The 18,176-nt window shown below is 61.4% G+C and carries 15 protein-coding genes; 6 read left to right on the top strand and 9 right to left on the bottom strand.

The window, feature by feature from the left end; genetic code table 11:
* The first annotated feature begins 97 nt into the window (after positions 1 to 97).
* The 3 genes from ACLD1Y_RS01785 (at position 98) to ilvD (ending at position 4,093) form a co-directional block, all read left to right on the top strand.
* Complete coding sequence (locus ACLD1Y_RS01785) at positions 98 to 1,294, top strand: class I SAM-dependent rRNA methyltransferase (protein WP_071490392.1); 1,197 nt, start codon at positions 98 to 100, stop codon at positions 1,292 to 1,294.
* 210 nt (positions 1,295 to 1,504) lie between these two features.
* On the top strand, positions 1,505 to 1,963 hold the full coding sequence (locus tag ACLD1Y_RS01780; RefSeq protein ID WP_429474901.1) for an REP-associated tyrosine transposase: 459 nt from the start codon (positions 1,505 to 1,507) through the stop codon (positions 1,961 to 1,963).
* A 288-nt stretch (positions 1,964 to 2,251) separates the two neighbouring features.
* Entirely contained in the window at positions 2,252 to 4,093 is a 1,842-nt protein-coding gene (ilvD, locus tag ACLD1Y_RS01775; RefSeq protein ID WP_429474899.1) for a dihydroxy-acid dehydratase, read from the top strand.
* Between the two features lie 207 nt (positions 4,094 to 4,300).
* Here the strand turns inward: ilvD and ACLD1Y_RS01770 are convergent, their stop codons facing one another.
* The 4 genes from ACLD1Y_RS01770 to ACLD1Y_RS01755 all read right to left on the bottom strand — a co-directional run bounded on the left by ACLD1Y_RS01770 (position 4,301) and on the right by ACLD1Y_RS01755 (position 9,649).
* Positions 4,301 to 6,742 (bottom strand): TonB-dependent siderophore receptor, encoded by a 2,442-nt coding sequence (locus tag ACLD1Y_RS01770; RefSeq protein ID WP_429474897.1) that lies wholly within the window; start codon positions 6,740 to 6,742, stop codon positions 4,301 to 4,303.
* 132 nt (positions 6,743 to 6,874) lie between these two features.
* Positions 6,875 to 7,822: a FecR family protein gene (locus ACLD1Y_RS01765; RefSeq protein WP_429474894.1), complete on the bottom strand. Its 948-nt coding sequence runs from the start codon at positions 7,820 to 7,822 to the stop codon at positions 6,875 to 6,877.
* On the bottom strand, positions 7,819 to 8,352 hold the full coding sequence (locus ACLD1Y_RS01760; protein ID WP_429474892.1) for an RNA polymerase sigma factor: 534 nt from the start codon (positions 8,350 to 8,352) through the stop codon (positions 7,819 to 7,821). The genes ACLD1Y_RS01765 and ACLD1Y_RS01760 overlap by 4 nt, the downstream gene beginning before the upstream one ends.
* A 232-nt stretch (positions 8,353 to 8,584) precedes the next feature.
* Positions 8,585 to 9,649: a haloacid dehalogenase-like hydrolase gene (locus ACLD1Y_RS01755; RefSeq protein ID WP_429474890.1), complete on the bottom strand. Its 1,065-nt coding sequence runs from the start codon at positions 9,647 to 9,649 to the stop codon at positions 8,585 to 8,587.
* 238 nt (positions 9,650 to 9,887) lie between these two features.
* On the opposite strand from ACLD1Y_RS01755, the gene ACLD1Y_RS01750 reads away from it, so the two are divergent.
* Complete coding sequence (locus ACLD1Y_RS01750; RefSeq protein WP_429474888.1) at positions 9,888 to 11,279, top strand: L-cystine transporter; 1,392 nt, start codon at positions 9,888 to 9,890, stop codon at positions 11,277 to 11,279.
* A 107-nt stretch (positions 11,280 to 11,386) separates the two neighbouring features.
* Here the strand turns inward: ACLD1Y_RS01750 and ACLD1Y_RS01745 are convergent, their stop codons facing one another.
* Positions 11,387 to 11,899, bottom strand: a complete 513-nt coding sequence (locus tag ACLD1Y_RS01745; RefSeq protein WP_429474887.1) for a dihydrofolate reductase — start codon at positions 11,897 to 11,899, stop codon at positions 11,387 to 11,389.
* A gap of 69 nt (positions 11,900 to 11,968) precedes the next feature.
* Between ACLD1Y_RS01745 and ACLD1Y_RS01740 the strand changes: the two genes are divergently transcribed.
* Together ACLD1Y_RS01740 and ACLD1Y_RS01735 are read left to right on the top strand one after the other, a co-directional pair.
* Positions 11,969 to 13,339 carry a DUF2868 domain-containing protein gene (locus ACLD1Y_RS01740; RefSeq protein ID WP_429474885.1) on the top strand — a complete coding sequence of 457 codons (1,371 nt, stop codon included), beginning with the start codon at positions 11,969 to 11,971 and terminating at the stop codon, positions 13,337 to 13,339.
* Positions 13,332 to 14,699, top strand: a complete 1,368-nt coding sequence (locus tag ACLD1Y_RS01735) for a DUF3482 domain-containing protein (protein WP_429474883.1) — start codon at positions 13,332 to 13,334, stop codon at positions 14,697 to 14,699. Before ACLD1Y_RS01740 ends, ACLD1Y_RS01735 begins: the two co-directional genes overlap by 8 nt.
* A 5-nt stretch (positions 14,700 to 14,704) precedes the next feature.
* On the opposite strand, the gene ACLD1Y_RS01730 is transcribed toward ACLD1Y_RS01735, so the two are convergent.
* The 4 genes from ACLD1Y_RS01730 to ACLD1Y_RS01715 form a co-directional block, all read right to left on the bottom strand.
* Entirely contained in the window at positions 14,705 to 15,238 is a 534-nt protein-coding gene (locus ACLD1Y_RS01730; protein WP_429474881.1) for a hypothetical protein, read from the bottom strand.
* Positions 15,239 to 15,329: 91 nt separating this feature from the next.
* Complete coding sequence (locus ACLD1Y_RS01725) at positions 15,330 to 15,884, bottom strand: phosphonate degradation HD-domain oxygenase (protein ID WP_429474879.1); 555 nt, start codon at positions 15,882 to 15,884, stop codon at positions 15,330 to 15,332.
* Positions 15,884 to 17,017 (bottom strand): TIGR03364 family FAD-dependent oxidoreductase, encoded by a 1,134-nt coding sequence (locus ACLD1Y_RS01720; protein ID WP_429474877.1) that lies wholly within the window; start codon positions 17,015 to 17,017, stop codon positions 15,884 to 15,886. Before ACLD1Y_RS01720 ends, ACLD1Y_RS01725 begins: the two co-directional genes overlap by 1 nt.
* Positions 17,018 to 17,143: 126 nt before the next feature.
* Positions 17,144 to 18,166, bottom strand: a complete 1,023-nt coding sequence (locus ACLD1Y_RS01715; protein ID WP_429474875.1) for a putative 2-aminoethylphosphonate ABC transporter substrate-binding protein — start codon at positions 18,164 to 18,166, stop codon at positions 17,144 to 17,146.
* Positions 18,167 to 18,176: the final 10 nt, after the last annotated feature.

The following is an 18,176-nucleotide window of genomic DNA, read 5'->3' as shown; positions in this document are numbered from 1 at the left end:
TATACCAGTCGGCGGATGCATCGCCTGACACACCGCTTTCGCGAGCAAGCCCGCTCCCACAGGGGTATACTCCCGCTCTTTTTTCCGGAGCGACGTCATGTCCCTGCCAAGCCTGCGTCTCAAAGCCAACGCCGATCGTCGTTTGCGCAACGGCCACCTGTGGGTCTACAGCAACGAAATCGACGTGGCCGCCACCCCACTCCACGGCTTCCAGGCAGGCGACCAGGCTATCCTGGAAGCGGCCGGCGGCAAGACCCTGGGCATCGTGGCCATGAGCCCGAACAACCTGATCTGCGCGCGCCTGCTGTCGCGCGACATCAAGTTGCCGCTGGACAAGTCGCTGCTGGTGCACCGCCTGAACGTCGCCCTGTCCCTGCGTGACCGCCTGTTCGACAAGCCGTTCTATCGCCTGGTCTACGGCGATTCCGACCTGTTGCCAGGCCTTGTAGTCGACCGTTTCGGCGACATCCTGGTGGTGCAGATCGCTTCGGCGACCATGGAAGCCCATAAAGAAGACGTGATCGCCGCCCTGACCCAGGTGCTCAAGCCGAGCGGCATTCTGTTCAAGAACGACTCCGCCGCCCGCGACGCCGAAGGCCTCAACCGCTACGTCGAAACCGTATTCGGCCTGGTGCCGGAGTGGGTGGCGCTGGAGGAAAACGGCGTGAAATTCGAAGCCCCGGTGATCCAGGGCCAGAAAACCGGCTGGTTCTACGACCACCGCATGAACCGTGCGCGCCTGGCCCCGTATGCCAAAGGCAAACGCGTGCTCGACCTGTACAGCTACATCGGCGGCTGGGGCGTGCAGGCGGCGGCCTTCGGCGCCAGTGAAGTGTTCTGCGTCGACGCCTCCGCCTTCGCCCTCGACGGCGTGGAGCGCAACGCTGCACTGAACGGCGTTGCCGAGAAAATGACCTGCATCGAAGGCGACGTGTTTGAAGCCTTGAAAGAACTGAAAGCCAGCGAAGAACGCTTCGACGTGATCGTCGCCGACCCACCGGCCTTCATCAAACGCAAAAAAGACATGAAAAACGGCGAAGGCGCCTACCGTCGCCTGAACGAGCAAGCCATGCGCCTGCTCAGCAAGGACGGCATCCTCGTCAGCGCCTCGTGCTCCATGCACCTGCCGGAAGACGACCTGCAAAACATCCTGCTGACCAGCGCCCGTCACCTGGACCGCAATATCCAGATGCTCGAACGCGGCGGCCAGGGCCCGGACCATCCGGTGCACCCTGCGATTGCAGAGACGCGGTATATCAAGAGCATTACGTGCCGGTTGTTGCCCAATAGCTGATTAACACCAGCGCACTTGTAGGAGCGAGCTTGCTCGCGAAGAACTCATAGGCAACGCGGGCTACCTGATAGCACTGCGTTATCGTTGAGGATTTTCGCGAGCAAGCTCGCTCCTACAGTGAGTTGGGACATATTCAGAAGTACTGTCTGGGCGCCAGTGAACAGTTGGTCTTCTAACGTTTCTCTTCCAATCACAGAAGAGGACGAAGGAATGTCCACCCAGCAAAACGCACATCGGCTCCGTACCGGGCGCTATTCCGAGACGGACAGGATTTATCTGCTTACCGCCGTAACTCACCAACGCCAGCCGATCTTCAAGGATTGGCGTATCGGGCGCCTGCTCGTCAGCCAATTCAAAAAAGCTCAGGAAGAAGGCGAGGCAACGTCTTTGGCCTGGGTAGTCATGCCAGACCATTTCCACTGGCTGGTGCAATTGCATAACGGCGATCTGCCGAGGCTGATGCGAATCACCAAGTCACGAAGTGCCCGTGCCATCAACCAGACGAGGCATTCATTCGGGACTATTTGGCAAAAAGGTTACTTTGATCAGGCACTGCGCCGAGAGGATGACATGAAGGCTATGGCCCGTTATATCGTGGCAAACCCCTTGCGAGCGGGTTTGGTGGAGCATATAGGCCAATATCCGCTGTGGGACGCAAGCTGGTTGTAGGAGCGAGCTTGCTCGCGAAAAACGTATAGACGACTCGGGCTAATTGACAGCGCTGCGTCATCGTTGGCGATTTTCGCGAGCAAGCTCGCTCCTACAGGAAGACGGTGTAGAATCGGCCCTATTCATCGCCAGTCATCCCCCGGCGGGTTTATGAGCTCAAGGCCAATGCGCACGGCGATCCCGTAACGTTTGCGGCAACTTCCGGACACCAGTGCCATTTTTCGGGTGTTCCAGAGGTCAATAGAAGCTCACTCCCTTTTGATACCGATTAGCCGCCCGGAGTGCTCCATGCCAGATTACCGCTCGAAAACATCCACCCACGGCCGCAACATGGCCGGCGCCCGCGCACTGTGGCGTGCCACGGGGATGAAAGATGACGACTTCAAGAAGCCGATCATCGCGATTGCCAACTCGTTCACCCAATTCGTACCCGGCCACGTCCACCTCAAGGACCTGGGCCAGCTGGTCGCCCGCGAGATCGAACGCGCTGGCGGTGTCGCCAAAGAATTCAACACCATCGCCGTGGACGACGGTATCGCCATGGGCCATGACGGCATGCTGTATTCCCTGCCGAGCCGCGAGATCATCGCCGACTCCGTGGAATACATGGTCAATGCCCACTGCGCCGACGCCATCGTGTGCATCTCCAACTGCGACAAGATCACCCCCGGCATGCTGATGGCCTCCCTGCGCCTGAACATCCCGGTGATCTTCGTCTCCGGCGGCCCGATGGAAGCCGGCAAGACCAAGCTGGCCTCCCACGGCCTGGACCTGGTAGACGCCATGGTCATCGCCGCCGATTCCAGCGCTTCTGACGAGAAGGTCGCGGAATACGAGCGCAGCGCCTGCCCTACCTGTGGTTCGTGCTCCGGCATGTTCACCGCCAACTCGATGAACTGCCTGGTGGAAGCCCTGGGCCTGGCCTTGCCGGGCAACGGTTCGACCCTGGCCACCCACAGCGACCGCGAACAACTGTTCCTGAAGGCAGGCCGCACCATCGTCGAGCTGTGCAAACGCTACTACGGCGAGAACGATGAGTCGGTGTTGCCGCGCAATATCGCCAACTTCAAGGCGTTCGAAAACGCCATGACCCTGGACATCGCCATGGGCGGTTCCACCAACACCATCCTGCACTTGCTGGCCGCAGCCCAGGAAGCCGAGATCGATTTCGACCTGCGCGACATCGACCGTCTGTCCCGCCACGTGCCGCAACTGTGCAAAGTCGCGCCGAACATCCAGAAGTACCACATGGAAGACGTGCACCGCGCTGGCGGGATCTTCTCGATCCTGGGTTCGCTCGCCCGTGGCGGCCTGTTGCACACCGACTTGCCGACCGTGCACAGCAAGACCATCGCCGAGGGCATCGCCAAGTGGGACATCACCCAGACTGACGACGAAGCCGTGCACACCTTCTTCAAGGCCGGCCCCGCTGGCATCCCGACGCAAACCGCGTTCAGCCAGTCGACCCGTTGGGACACCCTGGACGACGACCGTGAAAACGGCTGCATCCGCAGTGTCGAGCACGCCTACTCCCAAGAAGGCGGCCTGGCCGTGCTGTACGGCAACATCGCCCTGGACGGCTGCGTGGTGAAAACCGCCGGTGTGGATGAATCCATCCACGTCTTCGAAGGCCGCGCCAAGATCTACGAAAGCCAGGACAGCTCGGTTCGCGGCATCCTCGCCGACGAAGTGAAAGAAGGCGACATCGTGATCATCCGTTACGAAGGCCCAAAAGGCGGCCCGGGTATGCAGGAGATGCTCTACCCGACGTCGTACCTGAAATCCAAGGGCCTGGGCAAAGCCTGTGCGCTGCTGACCGACGGGCGTTTCTCGGGCGGTACGTCGGGCCTGTCCATCGGCCACGCTTCGCCAGAAGCCGCTGCTGGTGGCGCGATTGGCTTGGTACAGGATGGCGACAAGGTGCTGATCGACATTCCAAACCGCTCGATCAACCTGCTGATCAGCGATGAAGAACTGGCGGCACGCCGGGTTGAGCAGGACAAGAAAGGCTGGAAGCCGGTGGAGAAGCGTCCGCGCAAAGTCACCACCGCGTTGAAGGCCTACGCATTGTTGGCCACCAGTGCCGACAAGGGCGCTGTGCGTAACAAGGCGATGCTTGACGGTCTGTAAGCTGCACCCATAAAAAATGCCCCGCCAAGTGCGGGGCATTTTTTTTGCCCGATACAAACCCTCCAGAACACTGGAGATCAAAATGTGGGAGCGGGCTTGCTCGCGAATGCGGTCTGTCAGTTACAGAAGTGCTGCCTGACACACCGCATTCGCGAGCAAGCCCGCTCCCACACAAGCCCGCTCCCACAGGGGGTTGGGTGTAAGGCTTTAGAACTGCGGGGTGTAGGTCATGGTGAACATCACATTACGCGGATCACCATAGTAGTTACTGCCCCAATTCGCGTTATACGCAGGGATGTAGTACTTCTTGTCGAACATATTGTTCAGGTTCGCCGCCACGGTGAATTCCTGGTTGATCTTGTACGCCACCCGCGAATCCCAAAGCGCATTGCCCGGCACGCTGAACGTGCGGTCGTAGGCCACGGTGCTGCTTTGTCCGGTCACACCGGCGCCGACGCTGAATTTGTGCCAATCCCCCGGCAGTTGGTAGTCACCCCAGACTTTGAGCAGGTGCTTGGGTGTCCAAGTGCTGAAAACCTTGCCTTCGTATTCGTCGTCCTTGAGGAATTTGGTGGTGTTGTAGGTGTAGCTGGCGTTCAGCTGCAAATCCGGCAGCACTTCACCGGCCAACGTGGCTTCAAAACCCTGGCTGCGGACCTTGCCCGAGGCCTTTGAGCAGTACCAGCCGCCACACAGCTTGTCGCCCTGCAGGTCCTGGGCGGCGCGGTTTTCCTGGTCGTAGCGGAAGACGGCGAACGAAGCGTTGAGGCGGCCATCGGCCAGTTCGCCCTTGAGGCCCAGCTCGTAGTTCTTGCCTTCGATGGGTTTGAGGATCGAAAGGGAGGTGGTCAGGTTGGTCTGTGGTTCGAACGCATCGGTGTAGCTGGCGTAGGCCGACCATTGTTCATTGAGGGCGTAGACCAGGCCCGCGTACGGCGTGACCTTACCGTGGGATTGGGTGCTGCTGCCTTCAGGGGCACGGTAAACACCGTTTGTGCCGCCCTGGCCGATATAGGAATAGTCATACCAACTGGTGCGAGCGCCGACGATCAAGGTCAAAGGGTCCAGGACTTTCACGCGCCAGGTGCCATAGATGCCTTTCTGACGGATGTCATACCAGCTCTTGGAGCCCCAACCCTCCTGGAACAATTGGTATTTGTCGCGCTGCGGGCGATTGTGGTCGATGTTGAAGATATCCGCACCCGGCGTCGCCGCCCGCGCCCACAAGTCGTCGGTAGTGAGTTTGGAGTAGTTGGCGCCCAGCACCATTTCCTGCTGGAAGCCCAAGCCATCGAACTTGCCGTTGACATACACATCCGCACCACGGCTCTTGGTGTTGAAGTCGGTGACCCAATCGATGTACCGCACAGTGCCGCCGCCATTGGGGATCGTATCCCACGTGGCCTGGTAGGTCGCGTCGTTGCGTTCGTCCATCGCCACCAACGCGGCCTTCACCTTCCAGTCATCGTTGAAGCGATGCTCCAGGTCGGCAAACACCTGGGTCTGGTTGTTGACGCTACGGTTCCAACTGGCACCGACAAAGGTCGAGCGCGACAGGCCGATATCGCTGCCGTCGGCGTAACGGGGCAACGACATAAAGTTGGGGCGCGAGTGACCTTTCTGGTTACTGATGCCGATGCCCACGGTGGTGTCGGGGGTGAAGTCGTAGTCCACCGCCGCATAGACCGTCTGATTCCATGCGCCAACATAGTCGACAAAGGAGTTGGTGGTGTCGTAATCCGCCACAAAACGGCCGCGCAATGTGCCTTCGGCGTTGAGCGGGCCACCAGCGTCAACCTGGGTGCCGTAGTGGTCCCACGAGCCAGCCTTGGCGGTGATGGTCACCGTCGGCGCTTGTTGGCCGCGTTTGCGCACCAGGTTCATGGTGCCGCCGGGGCTGTTGGCGCCTTGCAATAAGGCTGCAGGACCGCGCAGGGTTTCGACGCGGTCGTAGATCGCCATGTTTTCGGTGAGGTAGCTGCCTAGCGTGTAGGTGTTACGCGGGATGCCCACGCCATCGTATTGCAGGGTGCCGACCTCGAAGCCACGGGAGAAGATAAACATGCCGGGACCGGGGGATTTGGTCGCCGTGAGCCCCGGGGTGCGCTTGACCACTTCGGAAAGCTTGGTGGTGTTCTGGTCATCCATCTGCTTGCGGGTCATGACGCTGACCGACTGCGGGATGTCCTTGAGTTTCTGCTCGCCCTTGCCGATGGTCACCGCGCCGGTGGTGTAGGAGCCTGTACCTTCGGTGGTAGCCCCTAGCCGTTCGGCGCTAATGGTCGTGGCGCCGACTTCAAGGGCGCCACCGCTGGCCACGGGTTTTTCCAGGGTCACGGTATCGGCATTGATAAATGCCGCGTTCAACCCCGTGCCACCCAACAGCAAGCCAAGGGCCTCACGCTGGCCCAAGTTGCCGCGCACACCTGGGGATGTCACGCCCTGGGTCAACTCACCGGACACCAACACTTGAATCCGCGTCACCGCCGAAAATGCCGCCAACGCACCGTCCAGGCTTTGCCCTGGAATATCGAAGCGGTAGGTCTGGGCCTGCGTGGTCTCAGCGGCCTGCAAGTACAGCGGCGCTGTGCCGCTGGCCATGGAAATGGCCAGTGCCAGCAAAGGCCGTGCGGCGTATCGGTGTGCCATAGATGGTGCTCCCCGGTGCAAAAAAGTCTGTGATCGGCGCTGCACTACTTGAGAGTGCTTACTATTTGCGCCTCAGTGATCAAGGACGATGCCCTGTGGGAAAACCCTGAAAATATTTTGAGAAAATTACACTCAGGACGCTTTGCCTTCGCGCAACACCAGCAAATACGGGGTGTAATGCTCGGCATGCAGGTTGAGGGTGTACTCCAGCGCCTTGATCACCGCGTCGGGTTTGTCGATCTCGAACACGCCGGACACCACACGATTGCGCAGCGCATCCCCGAGTACCACGGTCTTGCCGGGCCAGTAGCGGTTCAGTTCGCTGACCACTTCCGACAGTGGCTGCTGGCGAAACACCAACTGCCGTTGGCGCCAGGCAAACCCGCTGGCCGGGTCGAAACCATGCACATCGGCCAGGCGCTGGTCCTGATACTCCACCGCCAGCCCAGGCTCCAGGTACACCGGCGAACCGCTGCCAGCGCTGACCTGCACCTTGCCCTGGGCCACCTGCACCCGCGTCTGCGCATCACGCCGTGCCACGCTGAACTGGGTGCCGACCACCTTGACCCAGCCATCACCGGACTGCACCACGAACGGCCGCGCCGGGTCCTTGGTCACGCTGAAAAATCCTTCGCCGCGCAGAAGACGAATCTGACGCTCACCAGCGCTCATGCGCACTTGAATGGCGCTGTCGGTATTGAGTTGTAACTGGGAGCCATCGGCCAACTCGACGGTGCGCGACTCGCCGGTGCCGGTGGCGTAGTCCGCGCGCAAGCGGTCGAGCCAAGGGGTGTTTTGCACGGTCAGGCCGACCGCCAGTAACACGGCGGCGGCACACGCCCAACGCCGCAGCGGCTTGCGCCAGGCCGCCTGTTCGGCGCGACGAATTACCCGTGCGGGTTCGCGCATGGCGCCGAGCAGCGCCTGCACTTCCTGCCAGGCATCATCCTGGGCCTGGCCTTGCCCGAGCCAGGCAGCGAAGGCGTCCAGTTCGGCCGGGGTTACGTCCTCGGCCTGCAGGCGGAAATACCAGGCGGACGCTTCTTCGAACAACGCGTCGGCAGTGAGTGTGGCGGTCATGACCGACGTCCTTGTGTGTCGCAGGCAAGCCGCGTCTTGATGTAGGCGCGGCATTCAATCAAGGCGCGACGCAATTGGTATTCCACACTGCGCGGGGTGATCGACAGGCGTTCGCCAATCTCGCGGTAGGAAAGTTCGTCGACATGATAGAGCAGGAAGATCTGCCGAGTCGCTTCAGGCAACGCCAGGATCGCGTCCTGCATCAGTTGTTCTTGCTGGTAGGCGGCCAATTGTTCGTCGGCGCCGGGGTTGGTGCACGGCAGTTCCTCACTGGGTTCGCCAGCGTCGAGGCGCTCACGGCGGATGGCCTGGCGCTGGTGGTCGCGCACCAGGTTGCTGGCGATGGTGAAGAGAAAGGCTGGGAGGTTGTCGATCTTCTCGCCGCAGTCCATGCGCGCCAGGCGCAGGAACGATTCCTGGGTCAGGTCGGCGGCCACTTGGGCGCTGCCGGTGCGGCGGGTGACGAAGGCTTCGAGGGCTTTCTTCTGCTCCGCGAACAGGCGCGCGATCTGCGAATTCCAGGAGAGCACGGCACTACCTTGAGGAGAACGGGGGGTTCAGAAGGTGTGCACGCTAGCAGAGGATGAGATTGGTTCGCAATTGATATCTATTTTTTGCTGTGGGTTCGGCGGTGTTCTTGAGGCCGTCTTCGCGAGCAAGCCCGCTCCCACATTTTGACCGCATTTTCATGATGGAACGCGGTCAACTGTGGGAGCGGCGGTGCGACGATTCGACTTGCTCGCGAATGCAGGCGACTCGGTGTTACTGAATCTCCTCCGGCTTCACAATCACCCAATTCTTGTCCGCCGTCACCGCCAACCCTTCCTTGGCCTGCGCCGCCGCATGCTTGGCCATCATGCCGTTAAGTTGGGTCATGTATTTGTCCTTGCGGTTGATCCACAAGTGCACGCCGCCCTTAGCCACGTCCACATCATGGAACAGCATGTAGCCATCGCTCGTTGGCGTGTCGCCGCCCACCAGCACCGGTTTTTTCCATTCGTCGATGTAGGTCAGGATCGCCGCGTGCTTGCCAGCCATCCAAGTTGCCGGCGTCCACAGGTACGGGGTGAGCTCCAGGCCGAGGTTGGCTTTTTCGTCGTATTTGCCAGCAGCGATCTGCTTGCGGGCGGTGGTCAGTTCGCCGGTGGTGCGGTCTTTGAGCAGGGTGGTCACGCCAATGACGTTCTCGGGTTTGACGTTGTAGCCGTACTTGGGGTCGGCGGCGACCATGCGCACCAACTCTTCCGAGGCGGCGGTCATCACGTACACCTCAATGCCGTTTTCCATCAGCTTGTTGTACAGCTCCTGTTGGCCGGTGAAGACCTTGGGCGGCTGGACTTCGGAGGTTTTAACCGCATCTCCTTCGAAATAGCTGACCGGCACCGGCTTGCCGGAGGCCATCAGCTCATCCACCTGGACCTTGAGTTCCTTGAGGGTGAAGCCAGAGAACACTTGGGCGACCCACGGGTAGCAGACCATGTCGTCCACTTCGCACAGGCGATAGTAGTAACTGAACAGGCTCTCTTTATGGTCAGCGCTGTCTTTGAACGGCATCAGTTTGAGCGAGGGGTCGAGGCTGTCACGGGTGATCAGGCCCTTGTTTTCCATGAAGGGCAGCAGGGACTCTTCGAGGTCGTAGCGGTAGCTGGTGTTGTCCATGTCGAACACCGCGAAGTTACCCTTGTTGGCGTTGGCGGCGATCATCTCGTTCAGTTGCTTGGCAGCGGGCGCTGGCCAGTGCTTCAACTCGGTGGCGGCCATGGCGTGGCCGGCAAGGCCCAGGCCCATGCAAAGCGCAGCGGCAAACAGTCTCGAAGCGAGCTTCATATGCGTTTCTCCCTGAGTGAAAGACACCGACGCTAACAAATCTGTATGACGGTAAACACCCGAGCACGACCGCTTACGTCGTGATCGCGCCAATGCCGTGTGCCTGAGCGCCAAAGGCTTATTCCAAAAACGACAGTCACCATTCCATCTTGTTATTAATTCATTAGATATCAAGCTGTTAGGCTTTCCGGTTCGCAATCGCAGGCTCACGCGATTGGCAGCCTCTTACGGAGCTTCAATGAATCTGCCCCTGATTCTCAACTTACTGGTGTTCGTGGCCCTGTTACTGGGCCTGGCACAAACCCGCCGCACCAACTGGAGCCTGGCCAAGAAGGTGTTGTTTGCCTTGGTGCTGGGCGTGGCGTTTGGTGTGGCACTGCATTCGATCTACGGCGCCGGCAACCCGGTGCTCAAGGCCTCCATCGGCTGGTTCGATCTGGTGGGCAACGGTTATGTGCAACTGCTGCAAATGATCGTGATTCCGCTGGTATTTGCTTCAATCCTCAGCGCTGTAGCGCGCCTGCACAATGCCGCTTCCCTGGGCAAAATCAGCTTCCTGACCATCGGCACCCTGCTGTTCACCACCGCGATTGCGGCGTTGATCGGCATCGGCCTGACCAACCTGTTCGGCCTCACCGCCGAAGGCCTGGTGGCCGGCACCCAGGAAATGGCACGCCTGCAAGTGATCCAGAGTGATTACGCAGGCAAGGTCGCCGACCTGAATATCCCGCAATTGCTGCTGTCGTTCGTGCCATCAAACCCGTTCGCCGACCTGGCGCGGGCCAAGCCGACGTCGATCATCAGCGTGGTGATTTTCGCCGCGTTCCTGGGGGTTGCCGCGCTGCAACTGCTCAAGGATGACGTGGAAAAGGGCCAAAAAGTCCTCAACGCCATCGACACCCTGCAAGCCTGGGTCATGCGCCTGGTGCGTTTGGTGATGAAGTTGACCCCGTACGGCGTGCTGGCGCTGATGACCAAGGTGGTCGCCGGTTCCAACCTGCAAGACATCATCAAGCTCGGCAGTTTTGTGCTGGTGTCGTACCTGGCCTTGGGCCTGATGTTTGTGGTGCACGGCCTGCTGCTGTCCCTGGCTGGGATCAACCCGCTGCGCTTCTTCCGCAAGGTGTGGCCGGTGCTGACGTTTGCCTTCACCAGCCGCTCCAGCGCCGCAGCCATTCCGCTGAGCATTGAAGCGCAGACCCGTCGCCTGGGCATCCCGCAGTCCATCGCCGGTTTCGCTGCCTCGTTTGGTGCGACCATTGGCCAGAACGGTTGCGCGGGGCTTTACCCAGCCATGTTGGCGGTGATGGTAGCGCCGACCGTAGGCATCAACCCGCTGGACCCGTTGTGGATCGCGACCTTGGTGGCGATTGTGACCCTGAGTTCGGCCGGTGTGGCCGGCGTGGGCGGTGGTGCGACGTTTGCCGCGTTGATCGTGCTGCCAGCGATGGGCTTGCCGGTGTCGCTGGTGGCGCTGCTGATTTCCGTGGAGCCGCTGATCGACATGGGCCGCACGGCGCTGAACGTGAACGGTTCGATGACGGCGGGGGCGATTACCAGCCAGATCATGGGGCAGACGGATAAGGCGCTGTTGGAGGCCGATGAGCATGCTGAGTTAGCGCAGGCCTGACGACTCACCTTTGTGGCGAGGGAGCTTGCTCCCGCTGGGCTGCGCAGCAGCCCCAAAAATCTTGGGAGCGCTTCGCACTCCAGCGGGAGCAAGCTCCCTCGCCACAATTAGGCTTTTTCCCAGACTTCAAAGTTGTAAGCAGGCTTGTCGCCTTCAGCCGGGTTCTCCTGATTGGAAACCAACTTCCACTGGCCCTGATCAAACTCCGGAAACCAAGCATCCCCGTCCGGGCTCAACGCCACCCGCGTCAAATACAGGCGATCCGCTTGCTCCAGCCCCTGCGCATACAACTGCGCACCGCCGATCAACATCAGCTCATCCACGCCCTGGGCCAGCGCCCATTCTTCGGCGCGCTCAATCGCTGCGTCCAGCGACGGAAAAACTTGCGCACCTTCAAGCACCAGATCGGTCTGACGGCTGACCACCAGGTTCAAGCGCCCCGGCAACGGTCGGCCCAGGGAATCCCAGGTCTTGCGCCCCATGATGATCGGCTTGCCAAGGGTGGTGGCCTTGAAATATTTGAAATCCCCCGGCAAATGCCAGGGCATGCTGTTATCGACGCCGATCACGCGGTTTTCACCGAGGGCTGCGATCAGGCTTAAAGGGAGAGTTTTTTTCATGGCGACGAGAATACCAGAGCAACGAGCCTGGGGTTATGCTCCAGGCTCACTCACACAACAGGACGGCGCGTGACTCCTCTGCACAGACTCTGGCTAACAGAAACCGTGCGCCTGCGTGAAGAACACGCAGGCGCTTTGGAAGACCAGGAAGCCAACCGCCTGGCCCGCGCGGCCGGTGGCGACTTGCCAACACGCATTCAACAACGCGCCTTGCACCTGGCCGAGCGTGATGGCCTAACCACAGCCCTCACCCGCTGGCTGCAAGGCGCGCGCCTGGCGCTGGTGCTGTTGGCGGTCGTTGCCGTAATCAGTGGCGCAGGCCTGGCCTTTGCCGCATTGGGCAACGGCCTGACGCCGGTGAATGTGTTCTGGGCCTTGGGCAGCCTGCTCGGTTTGAATCTGATCTTGCTCATAAGCTGGGCCATGGGCCTGCTGTTTGCCGGCGAACACAGTGCCAGCCTGGGACGACTGTGGTTGTGGCTCAGCGAAAAGCTCGCCCGTGACGCCAAGGCCGCGCAATTGGCGCCAGCGCTGTTGCTGTTGCTGCAACGCCAGAAGCTCAATCGCTGGGCCGTCGGCGTGCTGGTCAACGGCTTGTGGCTGCTGGCATTGCTCAGCGCGCTGGTGATCCTTCTGACACTCCTCGCCACCCGCCGCTACGGCTTTGTGTGGGAAACCACCATTCTCAGCGCCGACACCTTCGTCGCCGCGACCCAGGCCCTGGGCAGCCTACCCGCCCTGCTCGGCTTCAACGTGCCGACCGTCGAGATGATCCGCGCCAGCGGCGATTCCGCCCTGAATATCGAGAGCGCCCGCCAAGCCTGGGCCGCCTGGCTCGTCGGCGTGCTGCTGGTCTACGGCCTGCTGCCACGCCTGGTCCTCGCGCTGCTGTGCCTGTGGCGCTGGAAACGCGGGCGTGCTGCCCTGCGCCTGGACCTCAACCTGCCCGGCTACAGCCAGTTGCGCGAACGCCTGATGCCCAGCAGCGAGCGCCTGGGCGTCAATGATGTCGCGCCGGAACACCTGCACCACGTCACTGGCGGCGTCAGCGAGCTGCACAGTGACGGCGCCTTATTGGTGGGTATCGAGCTGGACGACCAGCACGCCTGGCCACCCAAATTGCCCGCCAGCGTAAAAGACGCCGGCATCCTCGACAGCCGCGAGTCGCGCAACAAACTGCTGGAACAACTCACGCGCTTTCCGCCCGCCCGCCTGGCCATCGCCTGCGATCCACGCCGCTCGCCAGACCGTGGCAGCCTGGCGCTGATCGCCGAACTGGCCCGCAGTGCCACCGAAACCCGCGTCTGGCTGCTGCAAGCCCCGCCCGGCCAGGCGCTGGACGCCGAACGCCTGGGCGACTGGCACGCCGCCCTGCAACAACTGGAGCTGCCCTTCGCCGACTGCGCGCCGCTGAACTGGCTGGAGACCGGTCATGACTAAACCGCTGAAACTGGCCGTGGTCGGCCACACCAACGTGGGCAAGACCTCACTGCTGCGCACGCTGACCCGCGACGTGGGTTTTGGCGAAGTCTCCCATCGCCCCAGTACCACGCGACATGTGGAAGGTGCGCGTTTGTCGGTGGATGGCGAAGCCTTGCTGGAGCTGTACGACACCCCCGGCCTGGAAGATGCCATCGCCCTACTCGACTATCTGGAACGCTTGGATCGCCCGGGCGAACGCCTCGACGGTCCGGCTCGCCTGGCACGGTTCCTCGAAGGCAGCGAGGCACGCCAGCGTTTCGAACAGGAAGCCAAAGTGTTGCGCCAGCTCTTGGCCTCCGACGCCGGGCTGTATGTGATCGACGCCCGCGAGCCGGTGCTGGCCAAGTACCGCGACGAGCTGCAAGTGCTGGCCAGTTGCGGCAAGCCGTTGCTGCCGGTGCTCAATTTCGTCAGCAGCAGCGACCACCGCGAGCCCGATTGGCGCGAAGCCCTGGCCCGCCTGGGCCTGCATGCGCTGGTGCGCTTCGACAGCGTGGCGCCACCGGAAGACGGCGAACGGCGCCTGTATGAAAGCCTCGCCCTGCTGCTGGAAAGCGCAAGGCCACAGTTGGAACGCTTGATTCTTGATCAGGAGGCCCAGCGCCAGGCCCGTCAGCAAAGCGCCGCCCGCTTGATCGCCGAATTGCTGATCGACTGCGCCGCCTGCCGTCGCAGCGTGGTGCCGGAAGATGAGCCGCAAGCCATCAACGAACTGCGCAAGGCCATACGCCAACGTGAACAAAAATGCGTGGAAGCGCTGCTCAAGCTCTTCGGTTTCCGCCCGCAGGACGCCGCCGCCAGCGACTTGCCACTGCTGGACGGGCGCTGGGGCGATGACCTGTTCAACCCCGAGACCCTCAAGCAACTGGGTGTGCGCGTCGGTGGCGGGATCGCCGCAGGGGCAGCCGCTGGCGCCGGTGTGGACCTGCTGGTCGGTGGTTTAACCCTAGGCGCCGCCGCCCTCGCCGGTGCCATTGCCGGTGGCGCGCTGCAAACCGCCCGCAGCTATGGCAACCGCTTGCTGGGCAAAATCAAAGGCCAACGCGAGCTGACCGTGGACGACAGCGTGCTGCGCCTGCTCGCCCTGCGCCAACGCCAGTTGCTCAAGGCCCTGAACCTGCGTGGGCATGCGGCGATGCACAGCATCAAGGTCGATACACCCCAAGATAAAACCTGGCGCGAAGGCAAGTTGCCCGAAGCCCTACACAAGGCCCGCGCCCATCCGCAATGGTCATCCCTGAACCCTCACGCCAAGTTGAGCCAGGCCGAGCGCCAAGAGCAGGTTGATGTGCTGGCCAGCCGACTGGACGAAACCTGACAGGGTCAGCGTTGGTGCCATTCAAAGGCCAGAAAGGCGATGCATAACGAGCGGATCAGCTCTTTATCCGCATGGTCGGCCACCCCGTTGCGGTCGATGTCGCTGTTGGTGAACGACTCCAGCACACCATCGCTGTCGCCGTCATAGGCCGCAGCCCTGTAGACCAGTGACGCTTTACGCTTGGAGGCCGAGCGCTCGTGAAAGTCGAGCTTGACCGCATTCGGCCGCCCCGTTCTGCCGAAGTGATCGACATACATTGCCAGTGCGCGGTGCTGGTGCTCACCCGCGTTGAACCAATTGAGCTTCAAGAAACTATTGGCGAACGCCTCAAGCTGGCGTTTATCCAGGTCCAGCGCCTCAGGATCGGTTTTCTCCGGCCGTAGCACATCGACCTTGCCATCCGCCGTCGTATCAACGCCGACCACCTCGTAAATCATCTCATCCGGACAACCAGGGCTGTGCCAATAAAACTGCAAAATGACTGTATCGGCGTGACCGCGGCAGTCCTTGCCTTGGGCTATGGCTTTCAAGTAGCGCATCGGTGTTGCTCCCTAAAAATAGAAGCAAGCACCTTAATGGGGTCGCTGGCGGCGCTCCATGGGGCGAGTCGACGTTTACCGTAAGGCGCGTCTATACCGCCAGTAGCCGTTCAGCCTTGGCTTTGAGCACTTGCAGATCCAACACCGGCACATGCATTTGCTTGGCCTGCTCATCCCAATGGCGCAGGCGCAAACTCACGGCACACAACGGGTCCTGCTCGAAGGCCTGAGCCTCCTCGGCACTCATCACGCCACCCTGGTAACCCAAAGTACGGCGGCTGGCTTCGCTTAGCCGGGCGAAATACTCAGGCTGACTGAACGTCAGATAGCGCTTGGCCTGCACGTGATACTCCACCAGTCTGGCCATGCGTTCGCCGAACCCTGCACGACGCAGAAAATCGGCCCCCAGCCGCTCATGGCTGACCACGCCATAGCCGCCCATATTTTCGCCACCCTGCCCGCAAAGGTGCCCGATGTCGTGGAAGAACGCCGCCAACACCACTTCATCGTCGAACCCCTCGGCCATCGCCAATTGCGCGGCCTGGGACATATGTTCGATCTGCGACACCGGCTCGCCGATGTAGTCCGCCGCGCCGTGTTGCTCGTACAAGCCGAACACGTCGGCAATCGTCTGTTCCGGGCTCATCACAGCGCACCCCACAATGCGGCGATGTTCCGCTCTGCCAGCGCCGGCCCTACGCTCATGCCCACGCCGGTGTGCATCAATGCCGCGCTGACGCCCGGTGCCGCCCGCAAAAATGAGAACGGGCCCGGCCCACGCGAGCCATAGACACCCTGCCAGCGCTCGACCACCTGGATCTTGCAACCCAACGTTTGCTCGGCCAACTCGATCATCCAGTCATCCACCTGCTCGGCATTGAACGGCGAGGCGTCGCGGCCGTAGTCGTGGGAGTCGCCGATGATCAGCTCGCCATGGGGCGTGGGGCTGATCAGCAGGTGGATGCCGTGTTCATGCAGGTGCGGTGCCTCGCGCAGGATCTGCGCCTGCACCGCCGCTGCTTCCGGCAAATCGGCGAAGGCGCCGTAGTGCACGCAACTCAGGCCGGTGAGCAAGGCGTGTTGCAGGTTCAGATTGACCGCAGGCCGGGCGCGCAGCATTTGCAGGCGGCAGATACTCGGGTTGAGTTCGGCCATCGCGCCTGCCAGCAGGGTTTGGTAGTCATGGCCGGAGCACACGATGATCTGCTCGCCGCGAAAGCTGCCTGCCGTGCTGTGCAGCTGGCCTGGTTCTACATCGCGTACCAGGGTGGAGAAGTGGAATTCCACCTTCAATTCATTGCGAAGGTAGTTGATCAACGCCGGGATCGCTTCGCGCGAATACAGTTGCTGATCGTCCCGACCATGCAGCGCGGCGCGGTGATGGCGGAACTGGCCGCCGTACAGATCTTTCATAGCGGCGCCTTGCAGCAGCTCGACGTTGTAGCCGTGCTCTTGGGCGCGACCTTTGCTGAAGGCTTCCAGCAGATGCTCTTCGGCTTCGGTACGGGCGAACAGGTAGGCGCCGTTGCGCTTGAGTTGCAGGCCGGCGACCTGGGCCCAATGGCTCCAGATGTCGCGGCTTTCTCGCGCCAGGTCGAGCATCGGGCCCGGCGGTTGGCCGGTGACCAGGGCCTGGCCGAAGTTGCGCACCGAGGCGCCCAGCGGGGTGGCGCTGCGCTCGAAGACCTTGACCCTGAGGCCGCGTTTGGCGGCGGCGTAGGCGTGGGACAGGCCGAGGATGCCGGCGCCGATGATCAGTAGGTCGGTATGGTATGTCATGGAGTGATGTCCTGAATTCAAGGCCGCCTTCGCGAGCAAGCCCGCTCCCACATTTTGATTTGTGAACACATTCAAATGTGGGAGCGGGCTTGCTCGCGAAGAGGCCAGCAGCCCTAACGAAAAAACTTACTGACCCGCCACCTTCTCCGACTTGCCGTCATAGCGCTTACGCCACTCGGTAAGAATGCTGTCGCGATGCTTCGACGCCCACACAAAGTCGTTCTTGATCAACCGCTGCTCATAATCGGCCGGCAATTCGGTCTGCGGCTTGGCGATACCCGGCTGGGCGAGCACGGCAAAGTTGTCTTTGTACAAATCCATCGCAGCGGCGCTTGCCGAGAAGTCGGCGAGTTTTTGCGCTGCCTCGGCATGGGCCGTGCCCTTCATCACTGCCGTGGCTTCAATGTCCCAACCCAGGCCTTCCTTGGGCAGGATGATGTCCAGCGGCGCGCCTTGGCGCTTCAACTGCACGGCCGGGTATTCAAACGAAATCCCAATCGGGAATTCACCAGAAGCCGCCAACTTGCACGGTTTGGAACCGGAGTGAACGTACTGGCCGATGTTCTGGTGCAGGTCGTCCATGTACTGCCAGCCTTGCTTCTCGCCGTAGGTCTGCAACCAGGCGCTCACATCCAGAAAGCCGGTGCCGGACGAGGCCGGGTTAGGCATCACGATCTTGCCCTTGTACTCGGGCTTGGTCAGGTCTTGCCAGCTCACCGGTTTGGTCAGGCCTTGTTTCTCGGCTTCGACCGTGTTGAAGCAAATGGTCGCGGCCCAGACGTCCATGCCCACCCAGGCCGGTGGGTTGGCAGGGTCGCGATAGTTTTTGCCGATCTTGTCCAGGTCCTTCGGTGCGTAGTTAGCCAGCATGCCTTGCTGGTCGAGAATCGCCAGGCTGGACGCAGCCAGGCCCCAGACGGCATCGGCTTGCGGGCGGTCTTTCTCGGCCAGGAGCTTGGCGGTGATGATGCCGGTAGAGTCGCGCACCCACTTGATTTCGATGTCCGGGTTGGCCTTTTCGAAGGCCTGCTTATAGGTCTTCAACTGCTCGGCTTCGAGGGCCGTGTACACAGTAAGGTCGGTCTTGGCGAAGGCATTCAGGCTGAATGCAGACAATACGGCAGCGACCAGCGCCAGGGGCTTGAACATGGAACACCTC

Source organism: Pseudomonas sp. 18175 (assembly GCF_050432925.1).
Classification (GTDB): Bacteria; Pseudomonadota; Gammaproteobacteria; order Pseudomonadales; family Pseudomonadaceae; genus Aquipseudomonas.
Note: the sequence above shows the minus strand (reverse complement) of the source record. Positions and strands in the feature narration are given on the sequence as shown.

What these genes read in the sequence shown, in the direction of transcription:
- ACLD1Y_RS01785 (WP_071490392.1), top strand. Translation starts at nt 98, where the DNA reads ATGTCCCTGCCAAGCCTGCGTCTCAAAGCCAACGCCGATCGTCGTTTG.
- ACLD1Y_RS01780 (WP_429474901.1), top strand. Translation starts at nt 1,505, where the DNA reads ATGTCCACCCAGCAAAACGCACATCGGCTCCGTACCGGGCGCTATTCC.
- ilvD (WP_429474899.1), top strand. Translation starts at nt 2,252, where the DNA reads ATGCCAGATTACCGCTCGAAAACATCCACCCACGGCCGCAACATGGCC.
- ACLD1Y_RS01770 (WP_429474897.1), bottom strand. Translation starts at nt 6,742, where the DNA reads ATGGCACACCGATACGCCGCACGGCCTTTGCTGGCACTGGCCATTTCC.
- ACLD1Y_RS01765 (WP_429474894.1), bottom strand. Translation starts at nt 7,822, where the DNA reads ATGACCGCCACACTCACTGCCGACGCGTTGTTCGAAGAAGCGTCCGCC.
- ACLD1Y_RS01755 (WP_429474890.1), bottom strand. Translation starts at nt 9,649, where the DNA reads ATGAAGCTCGCTTCGAGACTGTTTGCCGCTGCGCTTTGCATGGGCCTG.
- ACLD1Y_RS01750 (WP_429474888.1), top strand. Translation starts at nt 9,888, where the DNA reads ATGAATCTGCCCCTGATTCTCAACTTACTGGTGTTCGTGGCCCTGTTA.
- ACLD1Y_RS01745 (WP_429474887.1), bottom strand. Translation starts at nt 11,899, where the DNA reads ATGAAAAAAACTCTCCCTTTAAGCCTGATCGCAGCCCTCGGTGAAAAC.
- ACLD1Y_RS01735 (WP_429474883.1), top strand. Translation starts at nt 13,332, where the DNA reads ATGACTAAACCGCTGAAACTGGCCGTGGTCGGCCACACCAACGTGGGC.
- ACLD1Y_RS01730 (WP_429474881.1), bottom strand. Translation starts at nt 15,238, where the DNA reads ATGCGCTACTTGAAAGCCATAGCCCAAGGCAAGGACTGCCGCGGTCAC.
- ACLD1Y_RS01725 (WP_429474879.1), bottom strand. Translation starts at nt 15,884, where the DNA reads ATGAGCCCGGAACAGACGATTGCCGACGTGTTCGGCTTGTACGAGCAA.
- ACLD1Y_RS01720 (WP_429474877.1), bottom strand. Translation starts at nt 17,017, where the DNA reads ATGACATACCATACCGACCTACTGATCATCGGCGCCGGCATCCTCGGC.
- ACLD1Y_RS01715 (WP_429474875.1), bottom strand. Translation starts at nt 18,166, where the DNA reads ATGTTCAAGCCCCTGGCGCTGGTCGCTGCCGTATTGTCTGCATTCAGC.